Genomic DNA, 25,038 nt, shown 5'->3' on the forward strand with positions numbered 1-25,038 from the left:
GCTGCCCTATTCGAACAGCACGTGTTCTTCCCTAACAACAGAGTTTTACGATCCGAAGACCTTCATCACTCACGCGGCGTTGCACCGTCAGACTTGCGTCCATTGCGGATGATTCCCTACTGCTGCCTCCCGTAGGAGTCTGGGCCGTGTCTCAGTCCCAGTGTGGCCGATCACCCTCTCAGGTCGGCTACGCATCGTCGCCTTGGTGAGCCGTTACCTCACCAACTAACTAATGCGCCGCGGGCCCATCTGTTAGTGATAGCTAGAAGCCATCTTTCATCATTGAACCATGCGGTTCAATGCATCATCCGGTATTAGCCCCGGTTTCCCGGAGTTATCCCCGTCTAACAGGTAGGTTGCCCACGTGTTACTCACCCGTCCGCCGCTCGTTCCACTGACGTCACTCCCGAAGGAGATCTGTCAGCTTCCCGCGCTCGACTTGCATGTATTAGGCACGCCGCCAGCGTTCGTCCTGAGCCAGGATCAAACTCTCCATAAAGTGTTTGATTTGGCTTATTGTTTCTTTTCGTCTCCGCTTTCTCCTCATTTCATAAAATAAGAAGAAAACCGAATTGACGACAGGCTATTTTGTTTAGTTTTCAAGGTTCGATAGAGTGCCGCGTTCGAAAGCGACAATAATTAATATACCAAGTTGAAAATGATAAGTCAATAACTTTTTTTAATTTATTTTCAACATTCGTTTCGCTTTCCAAAAAGCGACTTTATCAATATAACAAATGATTAACTCAAAAGTCAATACTTTTTTTATACCGATATAATGTTTAGTAACTTTTCGTCTGAAAGCGACTTAATAAATGTATCAACTATACAAGCAAACGTCAATACATTTTTTTAATCGAATTAACAACGGCTCACTCCCTTTATCGTTCATCGTGAACGCGTTCCGTTAATGCAACGTTTATAAATATAGCACGGTCATTTTTCACCGTCAATAACTTTATAGCACACCAATAATTATTTTTGTTTTCGCACATTTCATTGATCTTATTATATCTATGATGATGCTACTTGATAACAACGATGATACACATGCTTCCCTTTCGTTTCGATCAACTTCGTCTCAACAATGCCTCGTTCAACGAGATATTCTAACAAAATCGCTAAATCCAATGAATAGTGACTAACGTCAGGCTGTAGTTTTAAATCACCAAACGTCCACGGTTCATCTCGCTCATTCATAATATCGAGTAAATGTTCAACACTTTGTTCTGCACGTGAATGGATGGAGAAATCGCTAGCTAAGATCATAAGCTGAATCCGCTTTTCCACCGGTTCGTCCCCGTCGACAAGTTCGCGGTACAGTTTGTGTACTTCGGGGTCAATGCGTTGGACTTGGTTCCAAACCATAATTTCTGGGTGCAACCCTTTTTCAATGACGGTTAGTCGTGCTAGATAATGTAGTGAACGAATCATTAAACTGTTCGCATCAAGGTAATGTTTCGTTTCAAACAACTCCTTGCATTCCCGGTAAGAACGAACGAGCTTAGCAAATTCGATCACTTTACGCAGTTTCCGACTAGGCACAGGGAAATCGCGTAATCTCATTTTCAAATTCGAAACATATTCATTCCGATCAAAAATGATAGATCCTTTTGTTAGCCATTCGACAACTTTGCGATTGCCGCTTGTATCAATCCATTGATTGAGTTGCGATTCAGACACAATATGCATCGCGGCTTTTTGTTCATCATTAAATTCATAATGTTTCACATACCACGGGTCATCCGCTTCTTTAACAATGACGAGTAATATACAATCAAACTGATCCGTAACAGATAAATGACTATCGTTTTTTTGAAGCATTAATATACCTAATGTGTTGTTATGACTAGCACGTTCTTGATAAATCGGTCGTAGTACGTTTTCCATCATATGTTCCTCCTATACTCTGCCTGTACTTATATTTCGACAAAAGTTTCGAAATTCCTTGTTCATTCACATTTGTGTCAAAAAAATTAGGCTATACTTCTAATCGACAAGGGCTTACAATATGAATTGGACTATTTAATGTTTTATACTAGAATCAACAGTTAGATGTTATAAAGGAGTGAAAAACGTGGCTCTCAAATATAGTAATAAGATTAATAAAATTCGCTCGGTCGCTTTAGGACTCGTTTTCGCGGGCATGATCATTATGTATATCGGATTATTTTTCCGAGGGACAGAATGGGTTATGTTGAGCTTTATGATTTTAGGCGTTATTGCGATTGGGTTGAGTACGGTCATTTATTTATGGATTGGGATGTTATCAACGAAGGCCGTCCCAGTGGAATGTCCGGAGTGTGGCAAACAGACGAAAATGTTAGGACGTGTTGACGCCTGTATGTTTTGTCGTCAACCATTAACGTTAGATGCCAATCTTGAAGGCGAAGAATTCGATGAGAAATACAATTCAAAACAGTATCAAAAAGAACAAGAGAGCTAACTTGGGCGTTGGCTCTCTTTTTTTGATCACAAAAAAAGCCGGCCACCGATGACCAGCTTAAAACGTCTATTAATGACTTTCTTCCTTTTGGCAATCCTCACATGTCCCGTACACTTCCATGCGGTGATCGGTCACATTAAAGCCTGTCACTTGTTCGGCTAATTGCTCGACTTCGTCTAAGGCCGGATAATGAAAGTCTTCAATTTTCCCGCATGAGTTGCAAATAATATGATAATGATCAGACATATTACAATCAAATCGGCTTGAGGAGTCACCGTACGGTAGCTCGCGTACTAAACCGATATCTAAAAAGACGCGTAAATTATTATACACCGTCGCAACACTCATATTAGGAAATTTACTCTCGAGTGCTTTATAAATCTCATCCGCGGTTGGATGCTCCATAGAATGCATGAGATATTCCAGCACTGCATGACGTTGCGGTGTAATTCGAACACCTGACGATTTCAATGTCGTTAACGCTTCCTGCATTCTTTCTTCAGACACCGTCATGCACCTCTCTTTCAACTAAATAATATTATTACATTAGAATTCTTATAATTAGTTTAAAACGCGACGAAACCGTTTGTCAATTTTACCGTCTTACCAATCGTTTACACATCGGTCTTTAATGGCAATTCTTCCCCACCTAATTTTTGATTGACATAACGGGCAGCCACAAATAAGAAATCGGATAATCGGTTTAAATATTGGACAGCGAGTTGATTGTCTAATTCATCTTCCAATGAAACCGCCACTCGCTCGGCGCGTCTGGCAATCGTTCGTGCCGTATGAAGCGTCGCTGCGCTCGGATGTCCTGACGGTAAGATAAAGTTATTGAGTGGTTCAAGCGCCTGATCCCACTCGTCAATTTGTTGTTCAAGCGTATCAATATGTTCCTGCTTCAATTGCCACATGACATCCTTACCTTTTGGCGTTGCTAACTCTGCTCCGACATGGAATAAAATCGTTTGAACTTGATGTAGCGCATCAATCACACCGTCTCGCCCTTCAAATGATTCATCCGTTAAGTGACTTCGCGCCATACCAATCATCGAATTCACTTCATCGCATGTTCCGTATGCTTCAACACGCAAATCGTACTTTTTCACGCGCTTACCGTAAATTAATGACGTTTCACCTTTATCGCCTGATCGTGTATAAATACGCATATTAATACCCCCTGTTTGGATCAATCACATTTTCAATAAGCTCGCCGTTTTTTAAATACGGTCGTAAGTTTGTTTCGAAAATATCAAATGCTCGTGGTTGATAATGTCTTGATATGCCAGACAAATGTGGTGTCACGGTGCAATTATCTATATCCCAAAGCGACGAATCACTCGATAACGGCTCTTCTTCAAAAACATCTAACACCGCATGATCAATCATACCATCCTGTAACGCATCAATGATATCCGCTTCATTCACCGTTTGACCACGACCGATATTGACGAAAATCGCACTGTCTTTCATCGCTCGGAAAGCCTTACCGTCAAAATAATGATGCGTCTCATCCGTTGCTGGTAAAATCCCAACGACATAATCCGCTTCGCCTAACACATCATACAACGATTCATTCGGATAACACTCATCAAAATGGTCTTTAGCACTTCCACTTTGCGATACCCCAATCGTTTTCATTTGAAACGCTTTGGCTAAGCGTGCGACTTCTTGTCCGATCGCTCCAGTTCCAACGATTAACATGACACCGCCTGTAATCTCCGTCATTTTCACAGAACGATCCCAATCATGGCTTCGCTCTTTTTCAATTAACGTTTTCGCCTGCCGACTCACTTGCAGAATCATCGCAATCACATATTCCGCCATCGGAATCGCATGAATCCCTCGGGCGTTCGTCACGGTAATGTTTTGCTTTTCAATTTGGTCGAACGGCATTTTATCAAGACCTGCTGAAATGACCATAATCCATGATAACCGCTTCGCCTTCTCGATATCATCAGCCGCTAAATCTTCACCGTATGTGATCAGAACATCTGCCTCATGTAAATACGGCGTCGCCTCACCAATCGACTCTTGCCAGTTAAAATGCACATCCGGAAATTGCGTTTCAAAATGCTCTTTTATACTCGATTTTACTTTGCATGTCGTTAGTACGTTCACTGTCGTCGCTCCTTATGTAGAAGAGAAGGAACAACTCCATGAAGCTGTCCCTTCTTCTCGTCAGTTAAGTTAAATTGTTTTCAATATAGTCTAAAACTTCGTCTACGTGGTTTTTCACCCGTACTTTGTGCCATTCTTCAGCGATCTGGCCTTCCGGGTTAATTAAAAATGTAGAACGTTCAATGCCGTAGTATTCTTTACCAAAGTTTTTCTTCAATTTATAGACATCAAATTGTTTCGCCACGCCATGATTTTCGTCTGATAGTAAAATAAACGGTAAATCATGTTTGTCGATGAATTTTTCATGTCGGTTAAGTGGGTCAGGACTCACACCTAAAATGACTGTATTTAATTCCTGAAAGCGCTCATAACGATCACGGAAATCGCACGCTTCTGTCGTGCACCCCGGCGTCATGTCTTTCGGATAAAAATACAAGACAACATTCTTCCCTTTAAAATCTGATAATGAAATACGTGTGCCATCGCTGGCGGGTAAGGTGAAATCAGGTGCTGACTGACCAACCTCTGGTGACATCTGTTCATTCCTCCTAATAAATCTTTTACTTTTAGATTACCGAAGATTTGCGCTCATGACAAATCAAAACCACGATTTTCTCGCAATTTCTCAAAAAACACACCACTTACCGAAATAATTTGTACAAAAACGCTGCCGGAAGCAAAAAACCAATAAATGCTTCAACTAAAGCGATCGCACGCCCAATACCCACTGGCGTAATATCACCATACCCAATCGTCATTAACGTCACCCCGCTAAAATAAATCGCATGATAAAACCGTTCAAGCGCATTCCCGATTTGCAACAATTCCCCTTGCAAAAGCCCATAACCCATTTCCGCTAAAATAAAATAAACCAACGCAAAGCCGAGCATCAAAATGACATATAACGCCACAAACGCCGTAAATAACTCGCGCGAAAATGACCCGCGCATATCATGATAATAGCGTGTAAACGTATATAAACTCGTCGACACGACACCCATCACTACCACTAACGTGACTAGAGGCATAAGCGACCCCTCTCTTTACGAATCCTCTATTTATTCATATGATACTAATGGAAGTGCCATAACCGGTTTATGAGTTATGGTAAAATGAACAGAAAACCAATAAACATGGAGGCTAAACGATGAACCGATCCACATCAGAACAACTTTATCAAGAAGCTGAAGATTTAATTGTTGGCGGGGTTAATTCACCTTCACGTGCATTTAAAGGTGTCGGCGGAGGAACGCCTGTCTTTATGGAAAAAGGCGAAGGCGCACATTTCACAGACGTCGACGGCAACACTTACATCGATTATTTAGGAGCATACGGACCGATTATTACAGGCCACGCCCACCCACATATTACAAAAGCGATTAAACACGCAGCCGAAACAGGTGTGTTATACGGGACACCGACGAAACTCGAAAATCAATTCGCTCGCATGTTAACAGATGCCATTCCGTCACTCGACAAGGTCCGTTTCGTGAATTCAGGTACAGAAGCGGTCATGACGACGATTCGGGTGGCACGTGCTTACACGAACCGCCGGAAAATCATTAAATTCTCCGGTTGTTACCACGGCCACTCAGACCTTGTGCTCGTCGCAGCAGGCTCAGGCCCTTCTACATTAGGCAGCCCTGATTCAGCTGGCGTGACACGAAACATTGCTGAAGAAGTGATCACAGTACCATTTAACGAAACAGAGTCGTTAAAACAAGCGCTCGAAACGTATGGTTATGACGTCGCCGCTGTTCTAGTCGAGCCAATCGTCGGTAACTTCGGCTTAGTCGAACCGAAGCCAGGCTTTTTAGAGTCGGTTAAATCTCTAACGCATGATAATGGTAGTTTACTTATTTTTGATGAAGTCATCAGCGCTTTCCGTTTCCATTACGGTAGTGCCCAAGAGATTACAGGTGTCGAAGCTGACATGACAGCGATGGGCAAAATTATCGGCGGTGGTTTACCGATCGGCGCATACGGCGGTCGCGTCGATATTATGGAACAAGTCGCCCCGCTCGGCCCAGCGTATCAAGCAGGGACGATGTCAGGTAACCCGGCATCGATGGCGGCCGGAATTGCGTGTTTAGAAGTACTCAAACAAGATGGCGTGTATGACGAAATGGATCGCCTCGGTCAAAGGTTAGAAGAAGGTATCCTTCATTACGCCAATCAATACCAACTGCCTGTTAAAATTAACCGACTAAAAGGCATGCTGACCGTTTATTTTTCTGAGCATGACGTGACGAATTACGATGAGGCAGACCGTACAGATGGTGATCGTTTCGCCGAGTTTTTCCACCTTATGCTTGATGAAGGGATTAACCTTGCCCCGTCTAAATTCGAAGCGTGGTTTTTAACGATCGCACACACTGATGATGATATAGATCAAACCCTTCAAGCTGTCGATCGCGTCTTTCAAAAAATGAGCGAATAATCGCTGGTTTACTCGGAGTCTCCAACATGAGGCTCCGAGTTTTTTCAGAGCGAATATTTTTCAAAAAATATTCAAAAAAACGGTTGTCATTCATTTATAATGTGCTAAAATATAGATAATTCAGAATTTTTGGATTACCCCTTATCGTAGGAACATGATGTTATGAAACTCCCTTCCTTTCTGGTTTTACCAGAACTTGGCTCCCGACGAATATCGCGGGAGCTCTTTTTTTGTTATGATAGATTTATCTTCATTATAAATTCGCTATATTTTACGATTTCACACAAAACGATCAAGCATTTATGTAGAAAGGAAGATGCAGTTATGCGCGTAGGTGCAAGGGCGTTTAAAACCGGTGTCGCAACAGCGGTCGCCTTTTACGTCTCATTAGCTTTCGGGTTAGAAGAAGGTTTATTCGCTGCGGCCATTGCAGCCGTTTCATCGATCCAACCGTCCATTTACCGGTCCGTCCAAACCATCGTTGAGCAAATCCAAGCCAATATCATTGGTGTCGCATTAGGTATTATTCTCGTCTTAACAGTTGGTAATGAACCGTTTATTATTGGTTTTGCGATCGTCACTGTCATCGCGATTTGTATTCAACTGCGAATGAAAGAAGATACGACGTTTATCGCGATTATCGCTGTTATTGCGATTATGGACACAACGCAGATGCCGTTCTTTGAATTCGCCGGCATCCGTTTCAGTTCGATCTCGGTCGGGATTGTTTCAGCATTCTTAGTCAATTTAGCATTTTTACCACCGAAATACGAAACGAAACTGTTTGAAGACATAAATCATACGACATCCGATATTTTGCAGTGGATTCGTGTAACGACACGACACTTATCAGATCAACCTTCGCTCAAAAAGGAAATCGACCGGTTAGGTAGCGATTTGTCACATGTTGAACAAACGTACAATTTATTTTCTGAGGAACGAACGTATTCGCGTAAGCGTGGCTACGAACGCGCACGAAAGCTTGTTTTGTTTAGACAGTTAATTCATACATCAAACAAGTCATTTCAAGTGTTAACGACATTACACAAAATGGACGACGATATCGAAAACATTCCGCAGGAAATGAACAAACAGATCATTGCAGAAGTCGATAAAACGTTACACACACATGAAAAATTGATTTTAATGTACCTCGGACGTATTCGCAAAAAAGAAACCGATCCATTGGAGAAAATTTCCGAACCAGACATTCCTATTTTAGTCGACCAGCTCTTGCATGCTTATGAAGAAGACAATGATGACCGTTTAAAATTACTTCCTCTCGCATCAACCTTAATGGATTATCACCATGAATTGTTAAGACTAAAACGTTTGCTTCGGAGTTATCAAAATAGTTCGCATAACTAAAGCCACCCCTCAAAAAGGGATGGCTTTTCTTATGTCTCATACTTCTCTTTCAAACGCGTCTTGACATGTTCTAACGTGTTAAAGTAATGATTGACATTACCTTTTATGTCGGATTGATCATAGTATCTGACTTGTTCGTAAACTGCCAGTGTTTCGCTATCAACTTCTTGATCGACACCTAATCGATGTAACCAATCCAAAATCGTCTCATATTGATAACGGCCGAGTTCGTGTGCAGCAGCCCATCTCTCCAATTCAAAGTAAGCTTTGCGCACTTCATGAGTTGGTGGCGTTACTTTTTCACGACGTTTAAACCATTTACGGTCGCGTAGTTTTTCTTTTTGCACGTTATCATCCATTTGCTCCCGCACTTCGTCGCGTTGGGCGAACAGTTTTCGGCGGTAAATGGTATAACCAATAATCGCTACAACAACAACAGCGGCGAGACCTGTATAGATGATGATGTCGATAATATTGTCGACAATCGGACTCCCTGTATTGCCTTCCATGTCTTCAAACTGATTCGGTGGCTCACCTGATCCATCGTTTTCTACTTCAGGTGGGTCGACTTGAATGGCGCCTAACAAATCAAAAATTGGACTAACAAGCCACGCAAATGCATATAAAGCCCAGTATAATACCGTGTTTATAGCGAATTTTACATATGGGAATAGAACGTAAACAAGCCACGTGAGAACGCCTAATACGCCAACACTTGTTAAAATCGTGAACACTTTTTTCTGAGACGTATCGCGCCACGTTTGATCGTCACGCAAATAGAAATAAATAAGTCGTCCCGCTAACCAAACGAACACTTGGACGACAAACAACCCAAGATAATAAGCCGCAAAACCATCCGTACTCGCAGCCTGAACGATGTAGGCCATAATTGCCAGTAAGAAAGTAATCATGAGTAACGCTGATTCATTGTCTTGATCTGGTTTGATATAACGGTTTTCCATACGAATCGTTATAAATGTCGCTAAAACAGCTGCTGGGGCAACATTAAAACCGACTAATAAACTAGCTCCTAATATTATTGGCAGTGCGACATAAACCGCACGATGCCCGCCTAATTTATTGAGTACAACCCCAGTCAGAGGGCCTAAAACAAGCGCTATGAGTAAGAATTCCATCAATGGTGGCCAAATTTGTTGGGCGACATAAGCGTATGATAGCACTAACCAAAGTGGGAATATCTCTAGAACATACTGATACCAGCGTAAATATCTAACCGAGTAATCAACCATGCTGAGCCACCTCCTTAGGTGCTGAGTGACTCAATCCGTTTTCATTTAAGAAACAAATCGCTGAGCCTTTTCGTTCAAGTCGTTTTAAATAAGCTAGTTGTGAGGCACTCACATCGCCAACTTGAATAATGTAGGCAGGTGGTGATTCATGTTTTTGCACAAAGTACAGTAAACGTTCATATTTCATCGTAAAGGTCAATAATTTTAACCGGGCTAAGATTTCTAACGACCGCTTATAATGACTGTTACCCTCACCTTCCAGCAAGTGCATGAATGGGATTTGGTCGACCGACGAAACGTTTATAAAGAAACGGTACGGAATTTGATGCTTCGTCGCGTAATGCATCATATAGGCTGTTTTTTCTAATAACAATTCCATATTCTCGTTAACGCCTCTTCCGTATTCATCATGAATATTGATTAAAAAGCACCACGAAATTTGACTCGCCTTCTCGAACACCTTCGTCTGCAGTTCGCCTTCTTTTGCTGATGCTTTCCAATGAATACGATTGAACGCGTCGCCTGGACTATACTGACGTGTTCCAACAGGTAATGTGTGATCTTCGAATAACGAATGCGTCGCACGATGATACCCCATACGCTTCGGCGATAGTAAATCAATATTGGGTACAGACGATTTCTTCGGATAAACGATCACTTCTTGTTTGAATCTTGTTTGGCTACGCAAAAATATCGAACCAAATCCAAACATATTCGGTACGACAACTTCAACGTTATGCACTCTTGCGACCCCGCGCTTAGCTGTTTCGTAAGGTATCGCTATCGTCCGCTTCTCCCAAAACATTAAATTAATCGATTGAGTGTATGACGTCATATAACGCCGTGGAATATGACGTCCGTCTTTAAATTGAACAACATTATCCATTTCGACGATGACTTTGGCATTGAGTAATGGCAATATACCGTTTTGTGCAATCGTCATGTATAACACACCGTCATCACCTTGGTAATGTTTAATGATTGGTTCGGGAAACGTTATATTTAAATAATCATCAACGTGTTTTTCATAAAACACACTCATGCCGTACAGTAATGTCACGAGTACTGAAATAAGCACGAGCATGTACATTTGGTCGAAACCGATAAAAAACGCAGCGAACAAAATAAAGGTACCGATCACAACGAACGTCGGAAACGCTCTGCTGTTTTGACTGTACTTTTGGAACGTCATGATGGGTGAACTCCATATTCAGCTGGTACTTCTACCGCTTCTAACGCTTCTTGCAACACATCATCTTGAGATTTAAGTGTCGCACCATCAAGGCTTAAAACAAGGCGGTGCGGTAACACATACGGCGCCATCGTTTTCACATCTTCTGGCGTCACGTAATCGCGCCCTTGAATCGCCGCTCGCCCTTGAGCTGCGCGCATAAATGCCAACGTCCCACGCGGGCTCACACCGACATCGACATCTTGATGCTGTCGCGTTTGTTGCACAATCGATAAAATATACGTCTCAATGACATCCGATACATAGACCGATTGAACGTCTTCTTGGAATTGCTTTAATTGATCCTTCGTTAACATCGCTTGTAACGTATCGAGTGGATTTGTTTCTCGGTGCTCACGCATCATGCGTTGTTCATCCGCAAACGACGGATAGCCTAAATCCAATTTCATGAAAAAACGATCCATTTGCGCTTCTGGCAAATCAAACGTCCCTTGCTGTGATTCAACAGGGTTTTGCGTGGCGATCACGATAAATGGTTGTGGAATACCGACCGTCTCCCCGTCTATCGTTACTTGCTTCTCTTCCATCACTTCAAGAAGTGCTGACTGCGTTCTCGGTGTCGCACGGTTAATTTCATCCGCTAACAGCACATTCGTTAACACCGGACCGACACGCATTTCGAACTCTTGATCTTTCGGGTTGAAATATTGAATCCCTGACACATCAGACGGCAAAACGTCCGGTGTGAACTGAATCCGTTGAAAATCACCTTCAACCGACTTCGCAACCGCTTTCGCTAACATCGTCTTCCCTGTCCCAGGCACACTTTCAAGTAACACATGTCCTTGATTAATAAACGCATTCATTAATAACTCGACCGTGTCATCTTTCCCCATGATAACTTGACTTATTTGCTCTTTCATTTTATGTATTTGCTCATCAATTGCCACACAAAGTCCCCCTCGACTGATTTTACATTTTAAATAGAATGAATATTATGACATCCTACTCTGATAAAATAACATAAATCATCATATGAGAATAGTTTTGACTATTGTTTCTGGAATGATTTTTGGAAGAATGTTAGTGATTGACTCAAATTATGGGAATCTTGATTCAACTTGAAAATGGCTTGAATCAAAATCTTATCGCCTTGCTTCACTTATCAAACCGCTTGATTCAACTTCGCGCTACCTTGATTCAAACTCAATTAATCTTGAACCAAAAAAAGCTGGTGACAACATATCGTTATCACTAGCCCATCTTAAACACGCTCTTTTTGGTCATCAAGTTCTTGTACGTTAAATAAGTCATAATAATGACCTCGTCGATTCATCAATTCTTGGTGCGTACCTTGTTCTTTAATTTCGCCGTTATTCATAAGGATAATCCGATCGGCGTGCGTAATCGTCGATAAACGGTGCGCGACGATGAATGTCGTGCGGTTATCGGACAGTTTCGCCATCGCTTCTTGGATTAAATGTTCGCTTTCAAGGTCTAGCGCTGACGTTGCTTCATCTAAAATGAGAAGCGGAGGATTTTTCAAGAAAACACGCGCGATTGCGACGCGCTGTTTTTGCCCGCCTGATAATTTCACGCCGCGCTCGCCGACTAACGTGTCATAACCATTTGGAAAGTCCATAATGAAATCATGCGCATTGGCTGCTTTAGCCGCTTTAATTACCTCTTCATTTGTCGCATTTGGATTACCCATCCGAATATTCATTTCGATCGAATCGCTGAACAAAATGCTGTCTTGTAACACCATTCCGATTTGACTGCGTAGTGAACGTGCTTGCACGTCGCGGACATCATGGCCGTCGATTTTAACAGCACCACTATCAACATCGTAAAACCGTGGAATGAGACTGACAAGCGTTGATTTACCACCACCACTCATACCAACAAGGGCAACAGTTTCACCTTTCGTCACTGATAAATCCACATTGTTCAAGACCATTTCGTCTTCTTCATCATATTTAAACGAGACATTGTTGAACGAGACATCGCCATCCACTGTATCCAACTGTTTTGCATTTGGTTTATCGACAATATCGTATTGTTCATCCATGAATTCAAACACACGGTCCATCGACGCATGCGCTTGTGTTAACTGCGTCATGCTGTTTACTAAACGGCGAAGCGGATTGTACACACGCTGCATGTACTGAACGAAGGCTACCATCACACCAAGTGTCACCGCACCTTCTAATACGAAATAACCACCTAATGCTAACACAACAAGTGGTGCTAAATCGGTGATCGTGTGCGTCACCGCGTACGATTTCGCGTTCCAGTTCGTAAATCGAAGCGCGCGGTCCAAGTATTTACCGTTATGCTCATCGAATTCATTTTGTGCATGATCTTCTAACGCGAACCCGCGAATCACTGGCATTCCTTGTACACGTTCATGCAAATGCCCTTGCACCTCGGCTAAAGCTTGCGACCGGTCTCGCGTTAACTCGCGCAATCTAGAATAAAAATATTTCACAGAAAAACCATAAACTGGGAATAACACAATCGCCGTTAACGTCAATAACGGATCGAGCGAGAACATGATACCGAGCGCAATTAAAATCGTCGCCATATCAAGCCAAATATTCATTAGACCTGTTACAACGAATGTTTTCGTCTGCTCAACATCATGGATCACGCGTGAAATGATTTCACCCGTTTTTGTTTTTGAGTAAAACTTTAAACTTAAGCGCTGAATATGATCGAATAAATGATCGCGAATATCGTATAAAATTTTACTACTCACATACTGTGCTAAGTATTGGCGGAAATATTCAATCGGTGGACGTAAGACTAAGAAAACGAAGAATGCAAGTCCCATAATCCAAATTAATTTATCTAATTGTTCCGCTGTTGTTAAATCCTCAGCTCGCAAAATGTCATCAATCACATACATCGTGATCAGCGGCATAATAAGTGGAATCCCGAATTTAAGAATCCCGACTAAAATCGTCAGTGCAATTTTCCATTTATACGGCTTAACAAATTGCAAATACCGTTTAATACTATCCAATGCTCTCTCACCTACTTCCGTTACCAAATAAAAGACACTTGCCAAGCGACAAGCGTTTTGACTTCGTTATGACTATCATGTCCATATATTAACTTACTGATAATGTTTCCGGTAATAATCGTACCAGCTTTTCACAAATGAAGCATCGAACGGACCTCGCCGCTCTTTCACCCATTGTTCTAAAATCCGCAATTGCTTGTACAAAATTTGCTGCAACACATCAGGATAGTTCATCTTCTTGCGATGAATATCAAACTCATCTTCATCCAAAATCTTATACGACCCGTCCGCAAACACTTTAATATCTAAGTCATAATCGATATATTTCAATGCTTCGTGATCGACCACATACGGTGAACTAATATTACAATAATAATAAATCCCATCTTGGCGCATCATCGAAATAATATTAAACCAATACTCTGTCGTAAAATACGTGATCGCTGGTTCGCGTGTGCGCCATGTTCGACCATCACTTTCGGTTACTCTGACTCGATTATTCCCGCCGATCAACGTCGTATTATCACTATGTAAAACAACCGTTTTTTCCCAAACACGATGTAGTGATCCGTTATGTTTATAGCTGCGTATTTCGATTTCATCTCCGTCTTTAGGAATAATCATCGCTAACCCTTCTTTCTCTATCCGACTTAATCTGACAACACGTCTTCAATATCGACATTGTATCATATCACTTGCGCGAATTCGATTATGTTGCTAATTTCAACGAAAAAGAAGCACCCCTTGCTCAAACGGAGTGCTTCTTTCCGAGACATGTCAGCTGTTCATGTCCTTATTGATTGTTTTGTTGGTTCTGTTGCTGTTTCTTTTGCTGAGACTGTTGGTTTTGTTTCTTCACTTCTTGTGCGTTCGTCTCAGCCGCAAATTCTTGCTGGTACTGACCTTGCTGTGATTGTTGGTTTTGCTTCTTCACTTCTTGCGCGTTAGTTTGCGCAGCTTGCTGGTTTGGTTGTTGCTGCGCTTGACGTTGGTTCTTCTTAGCCATTGATATCACCTCCGCATTGATTAATCTAACCATAATCGCGGTGTGTTATCCAAAAAATCATTAACAAAAATATCTAATTAACCGAAAGCTTCTCAAGCACCTTTTGTTGCACATTCGGCAAAGGATATGTCGACAACGTGTTTAAATCAATCCATTCACCTTCATAATCGAGGGGTTTCGCTTCATTTAATTCAGCCACAATAATATCAACATGCCAAATGACGTGCGAATAGACATGTTTCACACGCCCAGGACGTGATGTTATCGTAATGGATGCGCCGTATTGTGTTTCAAAGTGATTGATCAAACTTGTTTCATCGAATTCCGACTGCGAAAATAACGGGAATTGCCATAAATTAGCTAATAATCCGTTGTCAGGGCGTTTTTCAATTAAATATCGACCATCTGCGCCACGCAATACTAAAGCAACATACGTTTCTTCCTTTTGCTTTTTCGCTTTTGATTTGACTGGTAAATCTGTTTGAACACCTTGAGCATAAGCCTCACAATGGGTTTGTACAGGGCATTCATCGCACTTCGGATTTTTCGGCTGACAAATTAACGCACCTAGTTCCATCAATCCTTGATTGTATGATGACGGATTGTCTTGGGACATGATGTCGCGAATAACGTCCTCAAAAACCGTTTTCGTTTTCGGCTTGGCAATATCTTCGTCAATCATTAGTACGCGAGACATCACGCGCATGACATTCCCGTCGACAGCCGGCTCTGCTTGGTCAAAGGCAATGCTTAAAATCGCACCTTGTGTATACGAGCCGACGCCCTTTAATTTTTTCAGTTCTTTTTTGTCACCTGGAACTTCGCCGCCATACGTTGCGACAACTTCTTTTACGGCTTCGTGCAAGTTTCGTGCGCGGGAATAGTAACCAAGTCCTTCCCACGCTTTTAACACGTCTTGCTCATCGGCTTGTGCCAAGTCGTAAACGGTCGGATAGCGATTCATGAAATGTTTAAAATAAGGAATAACCGTATCGACTTGCGTTTGTTGTAGCATAATCTCTGACACCCAAATGCGATATGGATCTTGGTTGTCTCGCCACGGTAAATTACGCTTTTGCTTTTCATACCATACGATTAAATCGCGAGAGAATGCTTGATGATCGAATAAAACGGGTATTGATATAGAAGATGTTTTTGACACATTTATCACCTAACTTAACTCGAGGAGGTATAAACCATTGGATACGGCAACCCACATTACTATGGGCATCGCGATAGGCGGACTAGCAACCATTGATCCTGCCGTTGAACAAAACCCTGACCTGTTTCAAGCCGTGTTTATCGGGGCTGTCGTTGGTTCACACGCTCCTGATTTTGATACATTTTTTAAATTCAAAGATAACGCGACATACATTCGGCATCATCGTGGATCGTCACACTCTCCATTAGCCGTATTGCTATGGAGTATCCTTATTACGCTTTCATTGGCTATCTTTTTTCCGGACGTTGCTCTCATGCACTTATGGGCGTGGACTTTATTATCCGTGATGTTGCACGTGTTTGTCGACATTTTTAACGCCTATGGGACACAAGCGTTAAGACCGTTTGTGAATCAATGGATTGCGCTCGGTTGGATTAATACGTTTGATCCGTACATGTTTGGCCTGTATTTAGCGGGGGCGTTTGCTTGGTTGCTTGGCGCTGACCCAGTCATTACGTACGGTACGATTTTCTTTGTCATATTCCTTTATTATATTAAACGATTTTTCGACAAAAAAGAAATCATCGATATTTTGAACAAACATTTTCCGAGCGCGACGAAGATTATTACACAGCCTACCATAAAACACAATACGTGGCGTGTAGTGATTGAAACGCCAAAATACTATTTCGTCGCTGATTGTGATCACGGCCATATTGATATTAAAGATACGTTTAAAAAGCGTGATTTTCCTGATTCAGCTGAAATGAACGCGGCATTTCAAGATGAAAATGTAAAATCGTTTCGCAATTTCTCGCCGGCGTATCGCTATGAAATCGAACGTCACGACGATTATATCGAAATTCGGTTCATTGACTTGCGTTACCGTACAGATGGACATTACCCATTCGTTGCAGTCGTGACGATGGATAAATTCTACAACATTTTAACCTCATACACCGGCTGGATCTATTCCGAAGAAAAATTACAAAAGAAACTCGAGTCCTTGTCGTGAATCTTTGCGTTCAATCGAATCGGTCGCTAATCATCAATCAATGGATATAAAAAACCGATGACCTGCAACAGGCCATCAGTTTGGTTATCCGTCTAATCGTTCAATTAAAAGTGCAATCGGCAAGGCTTCTTCTGCATTCACGATCTCATCTTGTTTCGTTTTGCGCGTGCCCCAAGCGAACACGCCGTTCATGTAATCAATTTCGAATTTTTCAGTAGGCGATCCATCAATCTCATACACATGACCACGACGGTATTCGCGCGGATTCATCATATAAGATTTTGCCATCACAATTTTGCGCTGGTGAACCGCATATTCGTTCACCATACCTAATTGCTCTGCTTTTTGCGCTTTCTCTGTAAGGTCGGCAATTTCTTCTCGTAATTGCTCGACCGTATATTGGCTATATCGACGTTGCATGACCATTCTCCTTTCGAGTCCATTTACATCTTATCAAATTCAAGGCATAATAAAAATACTTATGTCATGAAGGAGACAAAAACATGAAAAAAGCTTTAATTACAGGTGGTGGCTCTGGTCTTGGCCAAGCTTTAGCGTTACGTTACGCTAACTTAGGCTACAGCATTTACTTAGTCGGCCGCCACGAAGATAAATTATTAGATACAAAGCAACAGATCGAAAAACAAGGCGGACAAGCAGAATCGATCACAACGGATATTACGGACTGGGATTCGGTGCAATCATTAGCCAAACAAGTTGGCCCAATTGACTTACTCATTAATAATGCTGGTGTCGGTTTCTTCAATACGATCGACAAGCTCGAGAAAAACGAAATCGACACGATGGTCAACGTTAACGTCAACGGTTTAATTTACACGACAAAACATTTATTAGACCATGTATTACAAGCAAATGGTCGTATTTTAAACATCATTTCAACGGCTGGCCTTTACGGCAAAGTGCAGGAATCTGCTTATTGTGCGAGTAAATTTGCTCAGCGCGGCTTTACCGAAAGTCTCCAAAAAGAACTCGCCGACGAAAACATCGCGATTTCTGCTGTGTACATGGGTGGCATGAACACGCCATTCTGGGATGGTAGCGACTATATCGATGATCCGTCTGCGTTACCGTCACCTGATGATTACGCGAAACAAATCGTCGAAAAAGACGACGGGAGAGCCGAGATTCACGTCGACTAATCATAAAGCTGGAAGCGAGGTTACGTCTCACCTTCCAGCTTTTTTTCATCGATAAATTGTTGGACTAATTCTCCGGAAAACCCTTTTTGAAACAAGGCTGCTTTCACCTTTTGCTCGAGTTGGAATCCGTCGTGCTTGCGTGCGTGTTTTCGCCACGCTTTCTCGCCTTGATACTGAACCGCTTCTCGCTCTGCTTCTTCGTCGACTGTCGTATCAATCGATTGCATCGCCACATCAATGGCATCACGATTAAAGCCCTTTTGCATCATCGACTGTTTGATTTGGTTTACTTGTTCTTGAAATGATTTCTTTTGACTCGAGCGCATTTTTTTCTCGATAAGGCTGACTAATTTGTCGACTTCTGCTTCATGTGTATATTGTGATAACCCGTGCGCAATTTGGTCTTCGCTTAATTTCTTTTGATACAATTCTTGCTTCAATTTATTTGGACCGTTCGATGACGTGTTCATTTTCGATCGGACGAATGCTTCAGCAAACGCATGATCATCCAATAATCCTTCTCGTTCGAGCCTTTCCACAACGTAGTCAATATCTTGCTGGCTCGCTTCTTTTTTCGTCAAATAATCGATAATTTCTGATTTTGCCCGCATTCGGTAGCTTAAATAATTAATAGAAAGGGTATAGTACCTATACATGGCATCTTGCTTTTGGATATCGTTCATGTCGTCATCAGTTAGTTCCATCCCTTTTCGTAAGGCATAGCGCACTAATAGATCTTCATGAACACCAAACGCAAAGGATTCTTCTCCTTGTCGTTCAATAAAAATATTGAATCGATCTTGATGCTTTTTTTGTTTCGTAATTTTACTAATCGTAACCATCAAGACACTCCTAAAATAGTAATCCTTATTATTATAATACATGTTCTAAAGGAGGTACATCCGTTTGAAAATTGTCATAGCAGGTGGAACAGGTTTTGTCGGCCAGCATCTCGTCGACTATTTCAGTTCAAAAGACGATGAAATCATGATTTTAACGCGAAACCCGCACAAATATCAATCTGATCAAAACATCCATTACATCGAATGGCTAACCCCAGAAGGCCAACCAGAATTAGAAATCGGGTCTGCTGATGTGTTTATTAATTTAGCAGGTGAATCGCTAAATAGCGGCCGGTGGACAGAGGAACGAAAAAAACGCATTATCGAAAGTCGCATGACGACAACGCGAGAAATGATTCGGATTATGGGTTCGATGCAGCACCCACCTCACACCTTTATTAACGCATCAGCAGTCGGGTTTTACGGTACGTCGAAAACCGATATGTTCACCGAAGAAACGAAACAGCCAGGTAACGATTTCTTAGCTGATGTATGTGATATGTGGGAAAAAGAAGCTGACGAAGCACGAACATTAGGGATCCGGACTGTCAAAACACGTTTTGGCATCATTTTAGACGGGCACGACGGTGCATTACCGAAGATGGCTCTTCCTTACCAACTCTTTGCTGGTGGACCCCTAGGTGATGGTGAACAATGGATGTCTTGGATTCATATTTATGACATCGTCAAAGGCTACGACTGGATTATGGAGCATAGTGCTATCGAAGGACCAGTTAATTTCACTGCCCCTAACCCGAAACGCAACAAAGAGTTCGGCAAAGTACTGGGTAAAACACTTAGCCGACCACACTGGATACCCGCTCCATCATTTGCGATTCGAACAGCGTTAGGCGACATGAGCACCTTATTATTAGACGGACAATATGTGTACCCAAGTGTCTTAATCGACTCAGGATACACGTTCCAATTCCCGACGTTACGTGAGGCACTTGACGATATTTATAAATCGGAATAGAATAGCTTAATTTTTTTATAAAAAATGATCAAAACCTATATGCAAATGCAGTAGAATAGTGTAAACTTTGCTTAGTCAAAGTAAAGGGAAGGCAAATGGTGCGCCACTGCTCGACTATGGGCAGTTCTAGTGGGTTCGATTCCCACCCCGGATTTTTGTTTATGTGCATTGAATGCAACTCTTTTTAAGATGTGCAATTAATAAAAATTCGAGGGTGATCGTGCCCACTGCCTACGCCTGCCGTAAGCATCACCCTCGTAAACTATGTTGTTTAGGGGGTATTTTTTATGCTTAAAAAACGTGATTTACATGATGTACCGACACTTTTTCCGCTATTAGATGATGCTGCTGTAAAGCCATTTGTGCGGGAAGTTGCGAACTCCGCCGAAGAGTATTATTTCTTCATCAACCAGATGAACCAACGCGAAGAAAACGGCGAACTGATTTCGCGAACGATTGTCGATGAGTTCGAATCCCCTGTCGGTGCGATTACCCTTTATGATATCGATGATCACAAAGGGTTTTTAGCAACATGGTTGGGCAAACCGTATTTCGGGCTTGGCTACAATCAATATGCAAAAGAATTATTTTTATCCGAATTATTTTCACAACACGACATTGAAGTCGTTTTCTTAAAAGTGAATCGAGTGAATAAACGTTCGCTTAGAGCCGTCCACAAATTAGGGTACGCTGTTGAAGCGAACGACACGTATCCGCATATTTTTGAACAAATTAATGCCGGTGTGAAAGATTACGATTTATTCGCCATATACAAAGACGCGTTCATGTTCTCGATGTACGATCAAGAGCAGGCTGACGTCGATGAATTAGAAGCCTAAAATTGTCTCCTAGCGTTATCGTTAGGAGATTTTTTGTTTCATTGCAAAAATAATTGAAAATAGTCCGGCAATTTCGGTTATACTAAGTATAAAAGGGGAGATGAATATGGAAGGCATGATATGGCAACTCATTGTACCACTTGTTGTCTTACAGCTAATTTTAATTATCGTGGCACTAATTGATCTGCGACGAGTTGACGCCACAAACGGCCCGAAATGGCTGTGGGTACTCATTATTATTTTCGGCAATCTCGCAGGACCGATTCTGTATTTTATCGTGGGAAGGAAGGTGTAACATATGAGTCTTATGTCTGTTGAACAATTAACGAAACGCTATCAATCAGCAACGGTCGTTGATCATATTTCATTTCAGCTTGAACCAGGCAAATGTGTCGCCCTATTAGGACCGAATGGCGCGGGAAAAACGACGACACTCCGAATGTTGGCAGGCTTTATATCGCCGACTGAGGGTGAGATTCATTTTAATGAAGATCAATTCACGTACGATAACCGCCATCACGTTGGTTACTTACCACAATACCCTGTGTTCCACAATTGGATGACTGGGGAAGAATTTTTAATGTACGTCGGGCAACTAGCTTATTTATCGAAAGATGAGGCGAAATCGAAAGCACACGAACTGCTCGACCTCGTTCGTTTAAGCGATGATAAACAGAAACGTATCGGCAAGTTTTCGGGCGGCATGAAACAACGACTCGGAATCGCTCAAGCGCTCATGCACGACCCGAAGCTCGTCATTTTAGATGAACCCGTTTCATCTCTTGACCCGATTGGGCGTCGTGAAGTGTTGAACTTAATTCGCGAACTGAAAAAAGACGCGACGATTTTATTTTCGACGCATATTTTAAACGATGCTGAAGAAGTGAGTGATGATATTTTATTGCTCAATCAAGGTAAATTATTGAAACAAGGATCGATCGAGGACATACATAATCAACAAGACACAAAAACGATCTATCTTGCGTTTCAAGACGAGCCGAAGTTCATCGAAGAACGGTTAAAAGAAATCGACACCGTCTTTAACGTGACGCGTGAACATCGCGATTTTGTCGTCGCCGTTCATGACGTAAATGACGCAAGAGCACAATTGTTAACGATGATACAATCAGAAGGTTGGGCGTTAACGAAGTTCGAAATCGCTAAGTCGTCTCTCGAAGATATTTTCATAAAGGCGGTGAGTGAATAATGCAATGGCAAACGATTTTCAAAAAAGAAGTCCTCGAACATTGGCGCCATTTCAAGTGGATTTGGGTTCCGATTGTTTTTATTTTATTTGCCGTCATGGATCCGTTGACGTCTTATTTCATGCCGATTATTTTAGAATCAGTCGGTAACGTACCTGAAGGCGCGACGATCGATATTCCAACACCGTCTGCAGAACAAGCGATGATGATGAGTTTTAACCAAATGAATGTACTCGGCGTTTTAATCGCGGTCGTTATTTCGATGGGGCTCATTTCGCGTGAAGTGAGTAGTGGTGTGTACGAACTCGTTTTATCGAAACCAGTCCGATTCAGCTCTTATATTACAGCGAAGTTTACAGCTATGATGGTACTGATCAGTATTTCTATTGTTGTTGGCCTTGTGACTGGCTGGTATTATGTCACTGTTTTATTCGGTGATATCGCCTTCACCCAAATATTAGCAAGTGCTCTATTCTATTTACTGTACTTTATGCTAATTTTGAGTATTGTGATGTTGTTTAATAGTTTCTTAACATCACCCGGACTCGTCGCATTTTTATCAATTATTACGGTAATAGTGCTTAACGCAGTGACGACGATTTTCGACCACGTCTTAACGTGGAGCCCTGCGCTCATTTCGAATTATATTTCGGTCTATTTCTACTCAGGACGAATCGAAACCGAACTCTGGTTCAGCTCCCTAACAGCAGTTATGTTGAGTATCATTTGCCTCATCGCATCCGTTTTCTTGCTCAAACGCCAAGAAATGCACTAGTTTTTAAATAACTAAGCCTACTTATGAGATAAGTCGCTCGAGTTATGAAATAAGTAGTCGCAGTTATGAGATAAATCCGCGGATTTATTTCATAACTTTAGGTATCACACGACAAAAAGAAGGTTTTCGCCAAAACCACGGGCGAAAACCTTCTTTTTAATTATTCATCGGATACGCAAAAACAGACATCGTCAACTGGAATGTCACACTTGCCTCAGATTGTTGAAACTGCAGACCACTAATCTCAGCGAGTCGCGGATCCCGTTCGATTCGGTCGATAAATTGTTCAAACAATCGATACGATCCAGACTCACCGCTCAATTCCATCGTTAAGACATGTAAATTTTCATCAGAATCCATCGACGCAAAATGCTCGCTTGCGGGCATCGTCGCTTCTTCTGTGAAATTAATCGTCTGTACCGTTGTGCTCGTCGTATTACTCGCATCATTCAACAATTGAACGACATCATCTTCTGCTAGCGTTTCAGGTAACGCGTCACGCAACTGCTCAACGTCGGTTACATCTTGTTGTTCCTCGTTCTCAATCGAATCACGGAAAGCCGCTTCACGTCGCTCTTCAAATGCTAGATCGTCTTCCAACGTTTGATTCGACTGTTGCAAATCAAATATCACAAAATAATAAAACGCACCAACAGCCAATAACAAGACCAACAGCCATAACACTACTAAACGCTTACTCTGCTTCGTCATCGTTACCCTCCTCTTCAGCCTGGAGGTTCACGGTTATAGTCGTTAAATAATGCTCCTCCGATTCAATATAATCAATCGTGCGAATCATGACGCGTGGAAAACGTTCGACCTCTTCTAAGTCTTGATAAAAAGCGACCGCATCTGTATTCGAACTCGTCTCCACTGTTATTTCAATGACATCCTCTTGTTCCGCCAATGCGATCAACTGTCCATCAGCCGGGACGTTCCCCGCAATGTTTTGCATAATCGGTTGCATTTCGATGATCGCTTCTCGCACACGCGTTACGACTTGTTCTAACTGTTCTGCCTCTTGCTCCGTCGCGTCGCCTTCTATCTCAGACTGGAGCGCCGCATTTTGTTGACGTTGCTGCTGCATGTCTTGTTCTAAAGACGCTTCTTCACCTTGTAACAACCACATCCAGTAACCCAGTCCACCCGCAACCAACAGGGTTATGACAGTCATGATTATCGTCGTGTACAAGCCAGAACGATTTTTCTTCTCTTTTTTCGGGAGTAAATTAATATCAGCTAACATTATTGACCACCCTTTAACGCCAAGCCATACACATTATGAAAGCGCGACTCTACCGTCATGCCTTTAGGCCCTTGAATGAGCCCTTCTTTAATCGAATAAACAGGTGTTTCATAACGTTCTTCAAGCGTCGTCACAATCTCGGATAAATACGGGTGATCACCAGTGACGGCGATTTTCGTAAACTGTTGCTCATAGTTATTAATCATATATTGATAGAAACGCTCGACACGTTCGACCTCAATATTCAAATCTTCCAGCTCATCCATCACCGTCTCTTCATTGAAATCTTCTTTAGATAACGTTGGGCCGAGCTGATCGATAATCTCTTCACTCGATTCTAAATCAAACTCCTGCAAAAAGATCGGCGTATGAAAACGAAATGCACTGAACGTCACTTGATCCACGTCATAACCGATTAACAACAAATGGTCCTCGATTGTGACAATATCATGAGTATATAACGCACGGTAAAAACTTAACGGCGAAATATCAATCGCTTCGACACGCATCCCGAGGTCTTGAATAATATTGACATACTGATTGGCAATCCCTCGGTCCGTCGAGATCAAACTAATTTCATGCCCATCTTCAAGTTCTTGAATATAAACCGTTTCAAACACCGTCTGTTCAAACGGTAAATGAATTGTTTCCCCTAGGTGAAACTGAATATGTTGCCTGATTTCGTTTTTCGCGACATCATGTGGCAACACTTCACGACGAATAAACACGAGCGAATCCGGCATAAGCAAACGAACCATTTTACGCTTTAAACGCCATTTCTTCACACACGATTTCAAAATCCGCTCAAATTGTTCGCGGTCTTCAATGACACCACCTCGAACAATACCCGGAGGCAAAAAGTGCTCACCCATACGTTCAATTTGTGCCTTTCCTCGTCTGCTTTCTGTATATCGAATCACATAATCTTTTATTTCGAGATTCACGATCTGTTTTTTCTTCATAA

Annotated in this window: 28 protein-coding genes and 1 rRNA gene; 10 read left to right on the forward strand and 19 right to left on the reverse strand. The window is 42.0% G+C overall.

The window, feature by feature from the left end; genetic code table 11:
* Nucleotides 1-499 (reverse strand): 16S ribosomal RNA (locus ABID56_RS05840); the annotation flags it as partial.
* Nucleotides 500-1,014: 515 nt separating this feature from the next.
* On the reverse strand, nt 1,015-1,890 hold the full coding sequence (locus ABID56_RS05845; RefSeq protein ID WP_354219688.1) for a nucleotidyltransferase-like protein: 876 nt from the start codon (nt 1,888-1,890) through the stop codon (nt 1,015-1,017).
* A gap of 187 nt (nt 1,891-2,077) precedes the next feature.
* Here ABID56_RS05845 and ABID56_RS05850 point away from each other — a divergent pair, with 187 nt between their 5' ends.
* Nucleotides 2,078-2,446: a YgzB family protein gene (locus ABID56_RS05850; protein ID WP_354219689.1), complete on the forward strand. Its 369-nt coding sequence runs from the start codon at nt 2,078-2,080 to the stop codon at nt 2,444-2,446.
* 69 nt (nt 2,447-2,515) lie between these two features.
* On the opposite strand, the gene perR is transcribed toward ABID56_RS05850, so the two are convergent.
* From perR to ABID56_RS05875, 5 genes are all read right to left on the reverse strand, one after another.
* A complete protein-coding gene (gene perR / locus ABID56_RS05855) occupies nt 2,516-2,959 on the reverse strand; it encodes a peroxide-responsive transcriptional repressor PerR (RefSeq protein WP_377946376.1) in 444 nt (147 codons plus the stop codon).
* A gap of 101 nt (nt 2,960-3,060) precedes the next feature.
* Nucleotides 3,061-3,618 carry a cob(I)yrinic acid a,c-diamide adenosyltransferase gene (locus ABID56_RS05860; RefSeq protein WP_354219691.1) on the reverse strand — a complete coding sequence of 186 codons (558 nt, stop codon included), beginning with the start codon at nt 3,616-3,618 and terminating at the stop codon, nt 3,061-3,063.
* Nucleotide 3,619: 1 nt separating this feature from the next.
* Nucleotides 3,620-4,570 (reverse strand): D-2-hydroxyacid dehydrogenase, encoded by a 951-nt coding sequence (locus tag ABID56_RS05865; protein ID WP_354219692.1) that lies wholly within the window; start codon nt 4,568-4,570, stop codon nt 3,620-3,622.
* A gap of 64 nt (nt 4,571-4,634) precedes the next feature.
* Entirely contained in the window at nt 4,635-5,105 is a 471-nt protein-coding gene (bcp, locus tag ABID56_RS05870) for a thioredoxin-dependent thiol peroxidase (protein ID WP_354219693.1), read from the reverse strand.
* A 106-nt stretch (nt 5,106-5,211) separates the two neighbouring features.
* Complete coding sequence (locus ABID56_RS05875) at nt 5,212-5,598, reverse strand: ion channel (RefSeq protein WP_354219694.1); 387 nt, start codon at nt 5,596-5,598, stop codon at nt 5,212-5,214.
* Between the two features lie 119 nt (nt 5,599-5,717).
* Here ABID56_RS05875 and ABID56_RS05880 point away from each other — a divergent pair, with 119 nt between their 5' ends.
* Nucleotides 5,718-7,010, forward strand: a complete 1,293-nt coding sequence (locus ABID56_RS05880; RefSeq protein WP_354219695.1) for a glutamate-1-semialdehyde 2,1-aminomutase — start codon at nt 5,718-5,720, stop codon at nt 7,008-7,010.
* 324 nt (nt 7,011-7,334) lie between these two features.
* Nucleotides 7,335-8,378 carry an FUSC family protein gene (locus ABID56_RS05885; RefSeq protein ID WP_354219696.1) on the forward strand — a complete coding sequence of 348 codons (1,044 nt, stop codon included), beginning with the start codon at nt 7,335-7,337 and terminating at the stop codon, nt 8,376-8,378.
* A 29-nt stretch (nt 8,379-8,407) separates the two neighbouring features.
* Here ABID56_RS05885 and ABID56_RS05890 read toward each other — a convergent pair whose 3' ends face one another.
* The 7 genes from ABID56_RS05890 to mutY form a co-directional block, all read right to left on the reverse strand.
* Complete coding sequence (locus ABID56_RS05890) at nt 8,408-9,628, reverse strand: DUF4018 domain-containing protein (protein ID WP_354219697.1); 1,221 nt, start codon at nt 9,626-9,628, stop codon at nt 8,408-8,410.
* The gene (locus ABID56_RS05895; RefSeq protein WP_354219698.1) at nt 9,621-10,820 is read right to left on the reverse strand and encodes a DUF58 domain-containing protein; all 1,200 of its coding nucleotides are present in this window, start codon (nt 10,818-10,820) and stop codon (nt 9,621-9,623) included. Before ABID56_RS05895 ends, ABID56_RS05890 begins: the two co-directional genes overlap by 8 nt.
* Entirely contained in the window at nt 10,817-11,743 is a 927-nt protein-coding gene (locus tag ABID56_RS05900; protein WP_377946388.1) for an AAA family ATPase, read from the reverse strand. Before ABID56_RS05900 ends, ABID56_RS05895 begins: the two co-directional genes overlap by 4 nt.
* 341 nt (nt 11,744-12,084) lie before the next feature.
* The gene (locus ABID56_RS05905; RefSeq protein ID WP_354219845.1) at nt 12,085-13,848 is read right to left on the reverse strand and encodes an ABC transporter ATP-binding protein; all 1,764 of its coding nucleotides are present in this window, start codon (nt 13,846-13,848) and stop codon (nt 12,085-12,087) included.
* A 93-nt stretch (nt 13,849-13,941) separates the two neighbouring features.
* Entirely contained in the window at nt 13,942-14,472 is a 531-nt protein-coding gene (ntdP, locus tag ABID56_RS05910; protein WP_354219700.1) for a nucleoside tri-diphosphate phosphatase, read from the reverse strand.
* Nucleotides 14,473-14,641: 169 nt separating this feature from the next.
* Nucleotides 14,642-14,854 (reverse strand): gamma-type small acid-soluble spore protein, encoded by a 213-nt coding sequence (locus tag ABID56_RS05915; protein WP_354219701.1) that lies wholly within the window; start codon nt 14,852-14,854, stop codon nt 14,642-14,644.
* Between the two features lie 73 nt (nt 14,855-14,927).
* Nucleotides 14,928-16,016, reverse strand: a complete 1,089-nt coding sequence (gene mutY, locus ABID56_RS05920) for an A/G-specific adenine glycosylase (RefSeq protein WP_354219702.1) — start codon at nt 16,014-16,016, stop codon at nt 14,928-14,930.
* 37 nt (nt 16,017-16,053) lie between these two features.
* Here mutY and ABID56_RS05925 point away from each other — a divergent pair, with 37 nt between their 5' ends.
* A complete protein-coding gene (locus ABID56_RS05925; RefSeq protein WP_354219703.1) occupies nt 16,054-17,031 on the forward strand; it encodes a metal-dependent hydrolase in 978 nt (325 codons plus the stop codon).
* Nucleotides 17,032-17,115: 84 nt separating this feature from the next.
* On the opposite strand, the gene ABID56_RS05930 is transcribed toward ABID56_RS05925, so the two are convergent.
* Nucleotides 17,116-17,451 carry a YfhH family protein gene (locus tag ABID56_RS05930; protein WP_354219704.1) on the reverse strand — a complete coding sequence of 112 codons (336 nt, stop codon included), beginning with the start codon at nt 17,449-17,451 and terminating at the stop codon, nt 17,116-17,118.
* 83 nt (nt 17,452-17,534) lie between these two features.
* Here ABID56_RS05930 and ABID56_RS05935 point away from each other — a divergent pair, with 83 nt between their 5' ends.
* On the forward strand, nt 17,535-18,191 hold the full coding sequence (locus ABID56_RS05935) for an SDR family NAD(P)-dependent oxidoreductase (RefSeq protein ID WP_354219705.1): 657 nt from the start codon (nt 17,535-17,537) through the stop codon (nt 18,189-18,191).
* A 20-nt stretch (nt 18,192-18,211) separates the two neighbouring features.
* Here ABID56_RS05935 and recX read toward each other — a convergent pair whose 3' ends face one another.
* Nucleotides 18,212-19,033 (reverse strand): recombination regulator RecX, encoded by an 822-nt coding sequence (gene recX / locus ABID56_RS05940; RefSeq protein WP_354219706.1) that lies wholly within the window; start codon nt 19,031-19,033, stop codon nt 18,212-18,214.
* 64 nt (nt 19,034-19,097) lie between these two features.
* Between recX and ABID56_RS05945 the strand changes: the two genes are divergently transcribed.
* The 5 genes from ABID56_RS05945 to ABID56_RS05965 all read left to right on the forward strand — a co-directional run bounded on the left by ABID56_RS05945 (nt 19,098) and on the right by ABID56_RS05965 (nt 22,828).
* Nucleotides 19,098-20,009: a TIGR01777 family oxidoreductase gene (locus ABID56_RS05945; protein WP_354219707.1), complete on the forward strand. Its 912-nt coding sequence runs from the start codon at nt 19,098-19,100 to the stop codon at nt 20,007-20,009.
* Nucleotides 20,010-20,296: 287 nt separating this feature from the next.
* The gene (locus ABID56_RS05950; protein ID WP_354219708.1) at nt 20,297-20,848 is read left to right on the forward strand and encodes a GNAT family N-acetyltransferase; all 552 of its coding nucleotides are present in this window, start codon (nt 20,297-20,299) and stop codon (nt 20,846-20,848) included.
* Between the two features lie 106 nt (nt 20,849-20,954).
* On the forward strand, nt 20,955-21,143 hold the full coding sequence (locus ABID56_RS05955) for a PLDc N-terminal domain-containing protein (protein ID WP_354219709.1): 189 nt from the start codon (nt 20,955-20,957) through the stop codon (nt 21,141-21,143).
* Between the two features lie 3 nt (nt 21,144-21,146).
* The gene (locus ABID56_RS05960; RefSeq protein WP_354219710.1) at nt 21,147-22,055 is read left to right on the forward strand and encodes an ABC transporter ATP-binding protein; all 909 of its coding nucleotides are present in this window, start codon (nt 21,147-21,149) and stop codon (nt 22,053-22,055) included.
* Nucleotides 22,055-22,828: an ABC transporter permease gene (locus ABID56_RS05965; RefSeq protein ID WP_354219711.1), complete on the forward strand. Its 774-nt coding sequence runs from the start codon at nt 22,055-22,057 to the stop codon at nt 22,826-22,828. The genes ABID56_RS05960 and ABID56_RS05965 overlap by 1 nt, the downstream gene beginning before the upstream one ends.
* A gap of 156 nt (nt 22,829-22,984) precedes the next feature.
* Here the strand turns inward: ABID56_RS05965 and ABID56_RS05970 are convergent, their stop codons facing one another.
* From ABID56_RS05970 to pilM, 3 genes are read right to left on the reverse strand one after another with little or no spacing between them, the layout of a single operon-like run.
* A complete protein-coding gene (locus ABID56_RS05970; RefSeq protein WP_354219712.1) occupies nt 22,985-23,539 on the reverse strand; it encodes a hypothetical protein in 555 nt (184 codons plus the stop codon).
* Complete coding sequence (locus ABID56_RS05975) at nt 23,523-24,074, reverse strand: PilN domain-containing protein (RefSeq protein WP_354219713.1); 552 nt, start codon at nt 24,072-24,074, stop codon at nt 23,523-23,525. The genes ABID56_RS05970 and ABID56_RS05975 overlap by 17 nt, the downstream gene beginning before the upstream one ends.
* Nucleotides 24,074-25,036: a type IV pilus biogenesis protein PilM gene (gene pilM / locus ABID56_RS05980; RefSeq protein ID WP_354219714.1), complete on the reverse strand. Its 963-nt coding sequence runs from the start codon at nt 25,034-25,036 to the stop codon at nt 24,074-24,076. Before pilM ends, ABID56_RS05975 begins: the two co-directional genes overlap by 1 nt.
* Nucleotides 25,037-25,038 lie beyond the last annotated feature (2 nt).

Origin of the sequence: Alkalibacillus flavidus (assembly GCF_040545925.1) — a bacterium.
GTDB lineage: Bacteria > Bacillota > Bacilli > Bacillales > Alkalibacillaceae > Alkalibacillus > Alkalibacillus flavidus.

What these genes read in the sequence shown, in the direction of transcription:
- ABID56_RS05975 (WP_354219713.1), bottom strand. Translation starts at nt 24,074, where the DNA reads ATGTTAGCTGATATTAATTTACTCCCGAAAAAAGAGAAGAAAAATCGT.
- ABID56_RS05890 (WP_354219697.1), bottom strand. Translation starts at nt 9,628, where the DNA reads ATGGTTGATTACTCGGTTAGATATTTACGCTGGTATCAGTATGTTCTA.
- ABID56_RS05860 (WP_354219691.1), bottom strand. Translation starts at nt 3,618, where the DNA reads ATGCGTATTTATACACGATCAGGCGATAAAGGTGAAACGTCATTAATT.
- ABID56_RS05960 (WP_354219710.1), top strand. Translation starts at nt 21,147, where the DNA reads ATGAGTCTTATGTCTGTTGAACAATTAACGAAACGCTATCAATCAGCA.
- ABID56_RS05895 (WP_354219698.1), bottom strand. Translation starts at nt 10,820, where the DNA reads ATGACGTTCCAAAAGTACAGTCAAAACAGCAGAGCGTTTCCGACGTTC.
- perR (WP_377946376.1), bottom strand. Translation starts at nt 2,959, where the DNA reads ATGACGGTGTCTGAAGAAAGAATGCAGGAAGCGTTAACGACATTGAAA.
- ABID56_RS05875 (WP_354219694.1), bottom strand. Translation starts at nt 5,598, where the DNA reads ATGCCTCTAGTCACGTTAGTGGTAGTGATGGGTGTCGTGTCGACGAGT.
- ABID56_RS05915 (WP_354219701.1), bottom strand. Translation starts at nt 14,854, where the DNA reads ATGGCTAAGAAGAACCAACGTCAAGCGCAGCAACAACCAAACCAGCAA.
- ntdP (WP_354219700.1), bottom strand. Translation starts at nt 14,472, where the DNA reads ATGATTATTCCTAAAGACGGAGATGAAATCGAAATACGCAGCTATAAA.
- ABID56_RS05930 (WP_354219704.1), bottom strand. Translation starts at nt 17,451, where the DNA reads ATGCAACGTCGATATAGCCAATATACGGTCGAGCAATTACGAGAAGAA.
- ABID56_RS05935 (WP_354219705.1), top strand. Translation starts at nt 17,535, where the DNA reads ATGAAAAAAGCTTTAATTACAGGTGGTGGCTCTGGTCTTGGCCAAGCT.
- recX (WP_354219706.1), bottom strand. Translation starts at nt 19,033, where the DNA reads ATGGTTACGATTAGTAAAATTACGAAACAAAAAAAGCATCAAGATCGA.
- ABID56_RS05900 (WP_377946388.1), bottom strand. Translation starts at nt 11,743, where the DNA reads ATGAAAGAGCAAATAAGTCAAGTTATCATGGGGAAAGATGACACGGTC.
- ABID56_RS05885 (WP_354219696.1), top strand. Translation starts at nt 7,335, where the DNA reads ATGCGCGTAGGTGCAAGGGCGTTTAAAACCGGTGTCGCAACAGCGGTC.
- pilM (WP_354219714.1), bottom strand. Translation starts at nt 25,036, where the DNA reads ATGAAGAAAAAACAGATCGTGAATCTCGAAATAAAAGATTATGTGATT.
- ABID56_RS05965 (WP_354219711.1), top strand. Translation starts at nt 22,055, where the DNA reads ATGCAATGGCAAACGATTTTCAAAAAAGAAGTCCTCGAACATTGGCGC.
- bcp (WP_354219693.1), bottom strand. Translation starts at nt 5,105, where the DNA reads ATGTCACCAGAGGTTGGTCAGTCAGCACCTGATTTCACCTTACCCGCC.
- ABID56_RS05880 (WP_354219695.1), top strand. Translation starts at nt 5,718, where the DNA reads ATGAACCGATCCACATCAGAACAACTTTATCAAGAAGCTGAAGATTTA.
- ABID56_RS05950 (WP_354219708.1), top strand. Translation starts at nt 20,297, where the DNA reads ATGCTTAAAAAACGTGATTTACATGATGTACCGACACTTTTTCCGCTA.
- ABID56_RS05955 (WP_354219709.1), top strand. Translation starts at nt 20,955, where the DNA reads ATGGAAGGCATGATATGGCAACTCATTGTACCACTTGTTGTCTTACAG.
- ABID56_RS05970 (WP_354219712.1), bottom strand. Translation starts at nt 23,539, where the DNA reads ATGACGAAGCAGAGTAAGCGTTTAGTAGTGTTATGGCTGTTGGTCTTG.
- ABID56_RS05845 (WP_354219688.1), bottom strand. Translation starts at nt 1,890, where the DNA reads ATGGAAAACGTACTACGACCGATTTATCAAGAACGTGCTAGTCATAAC.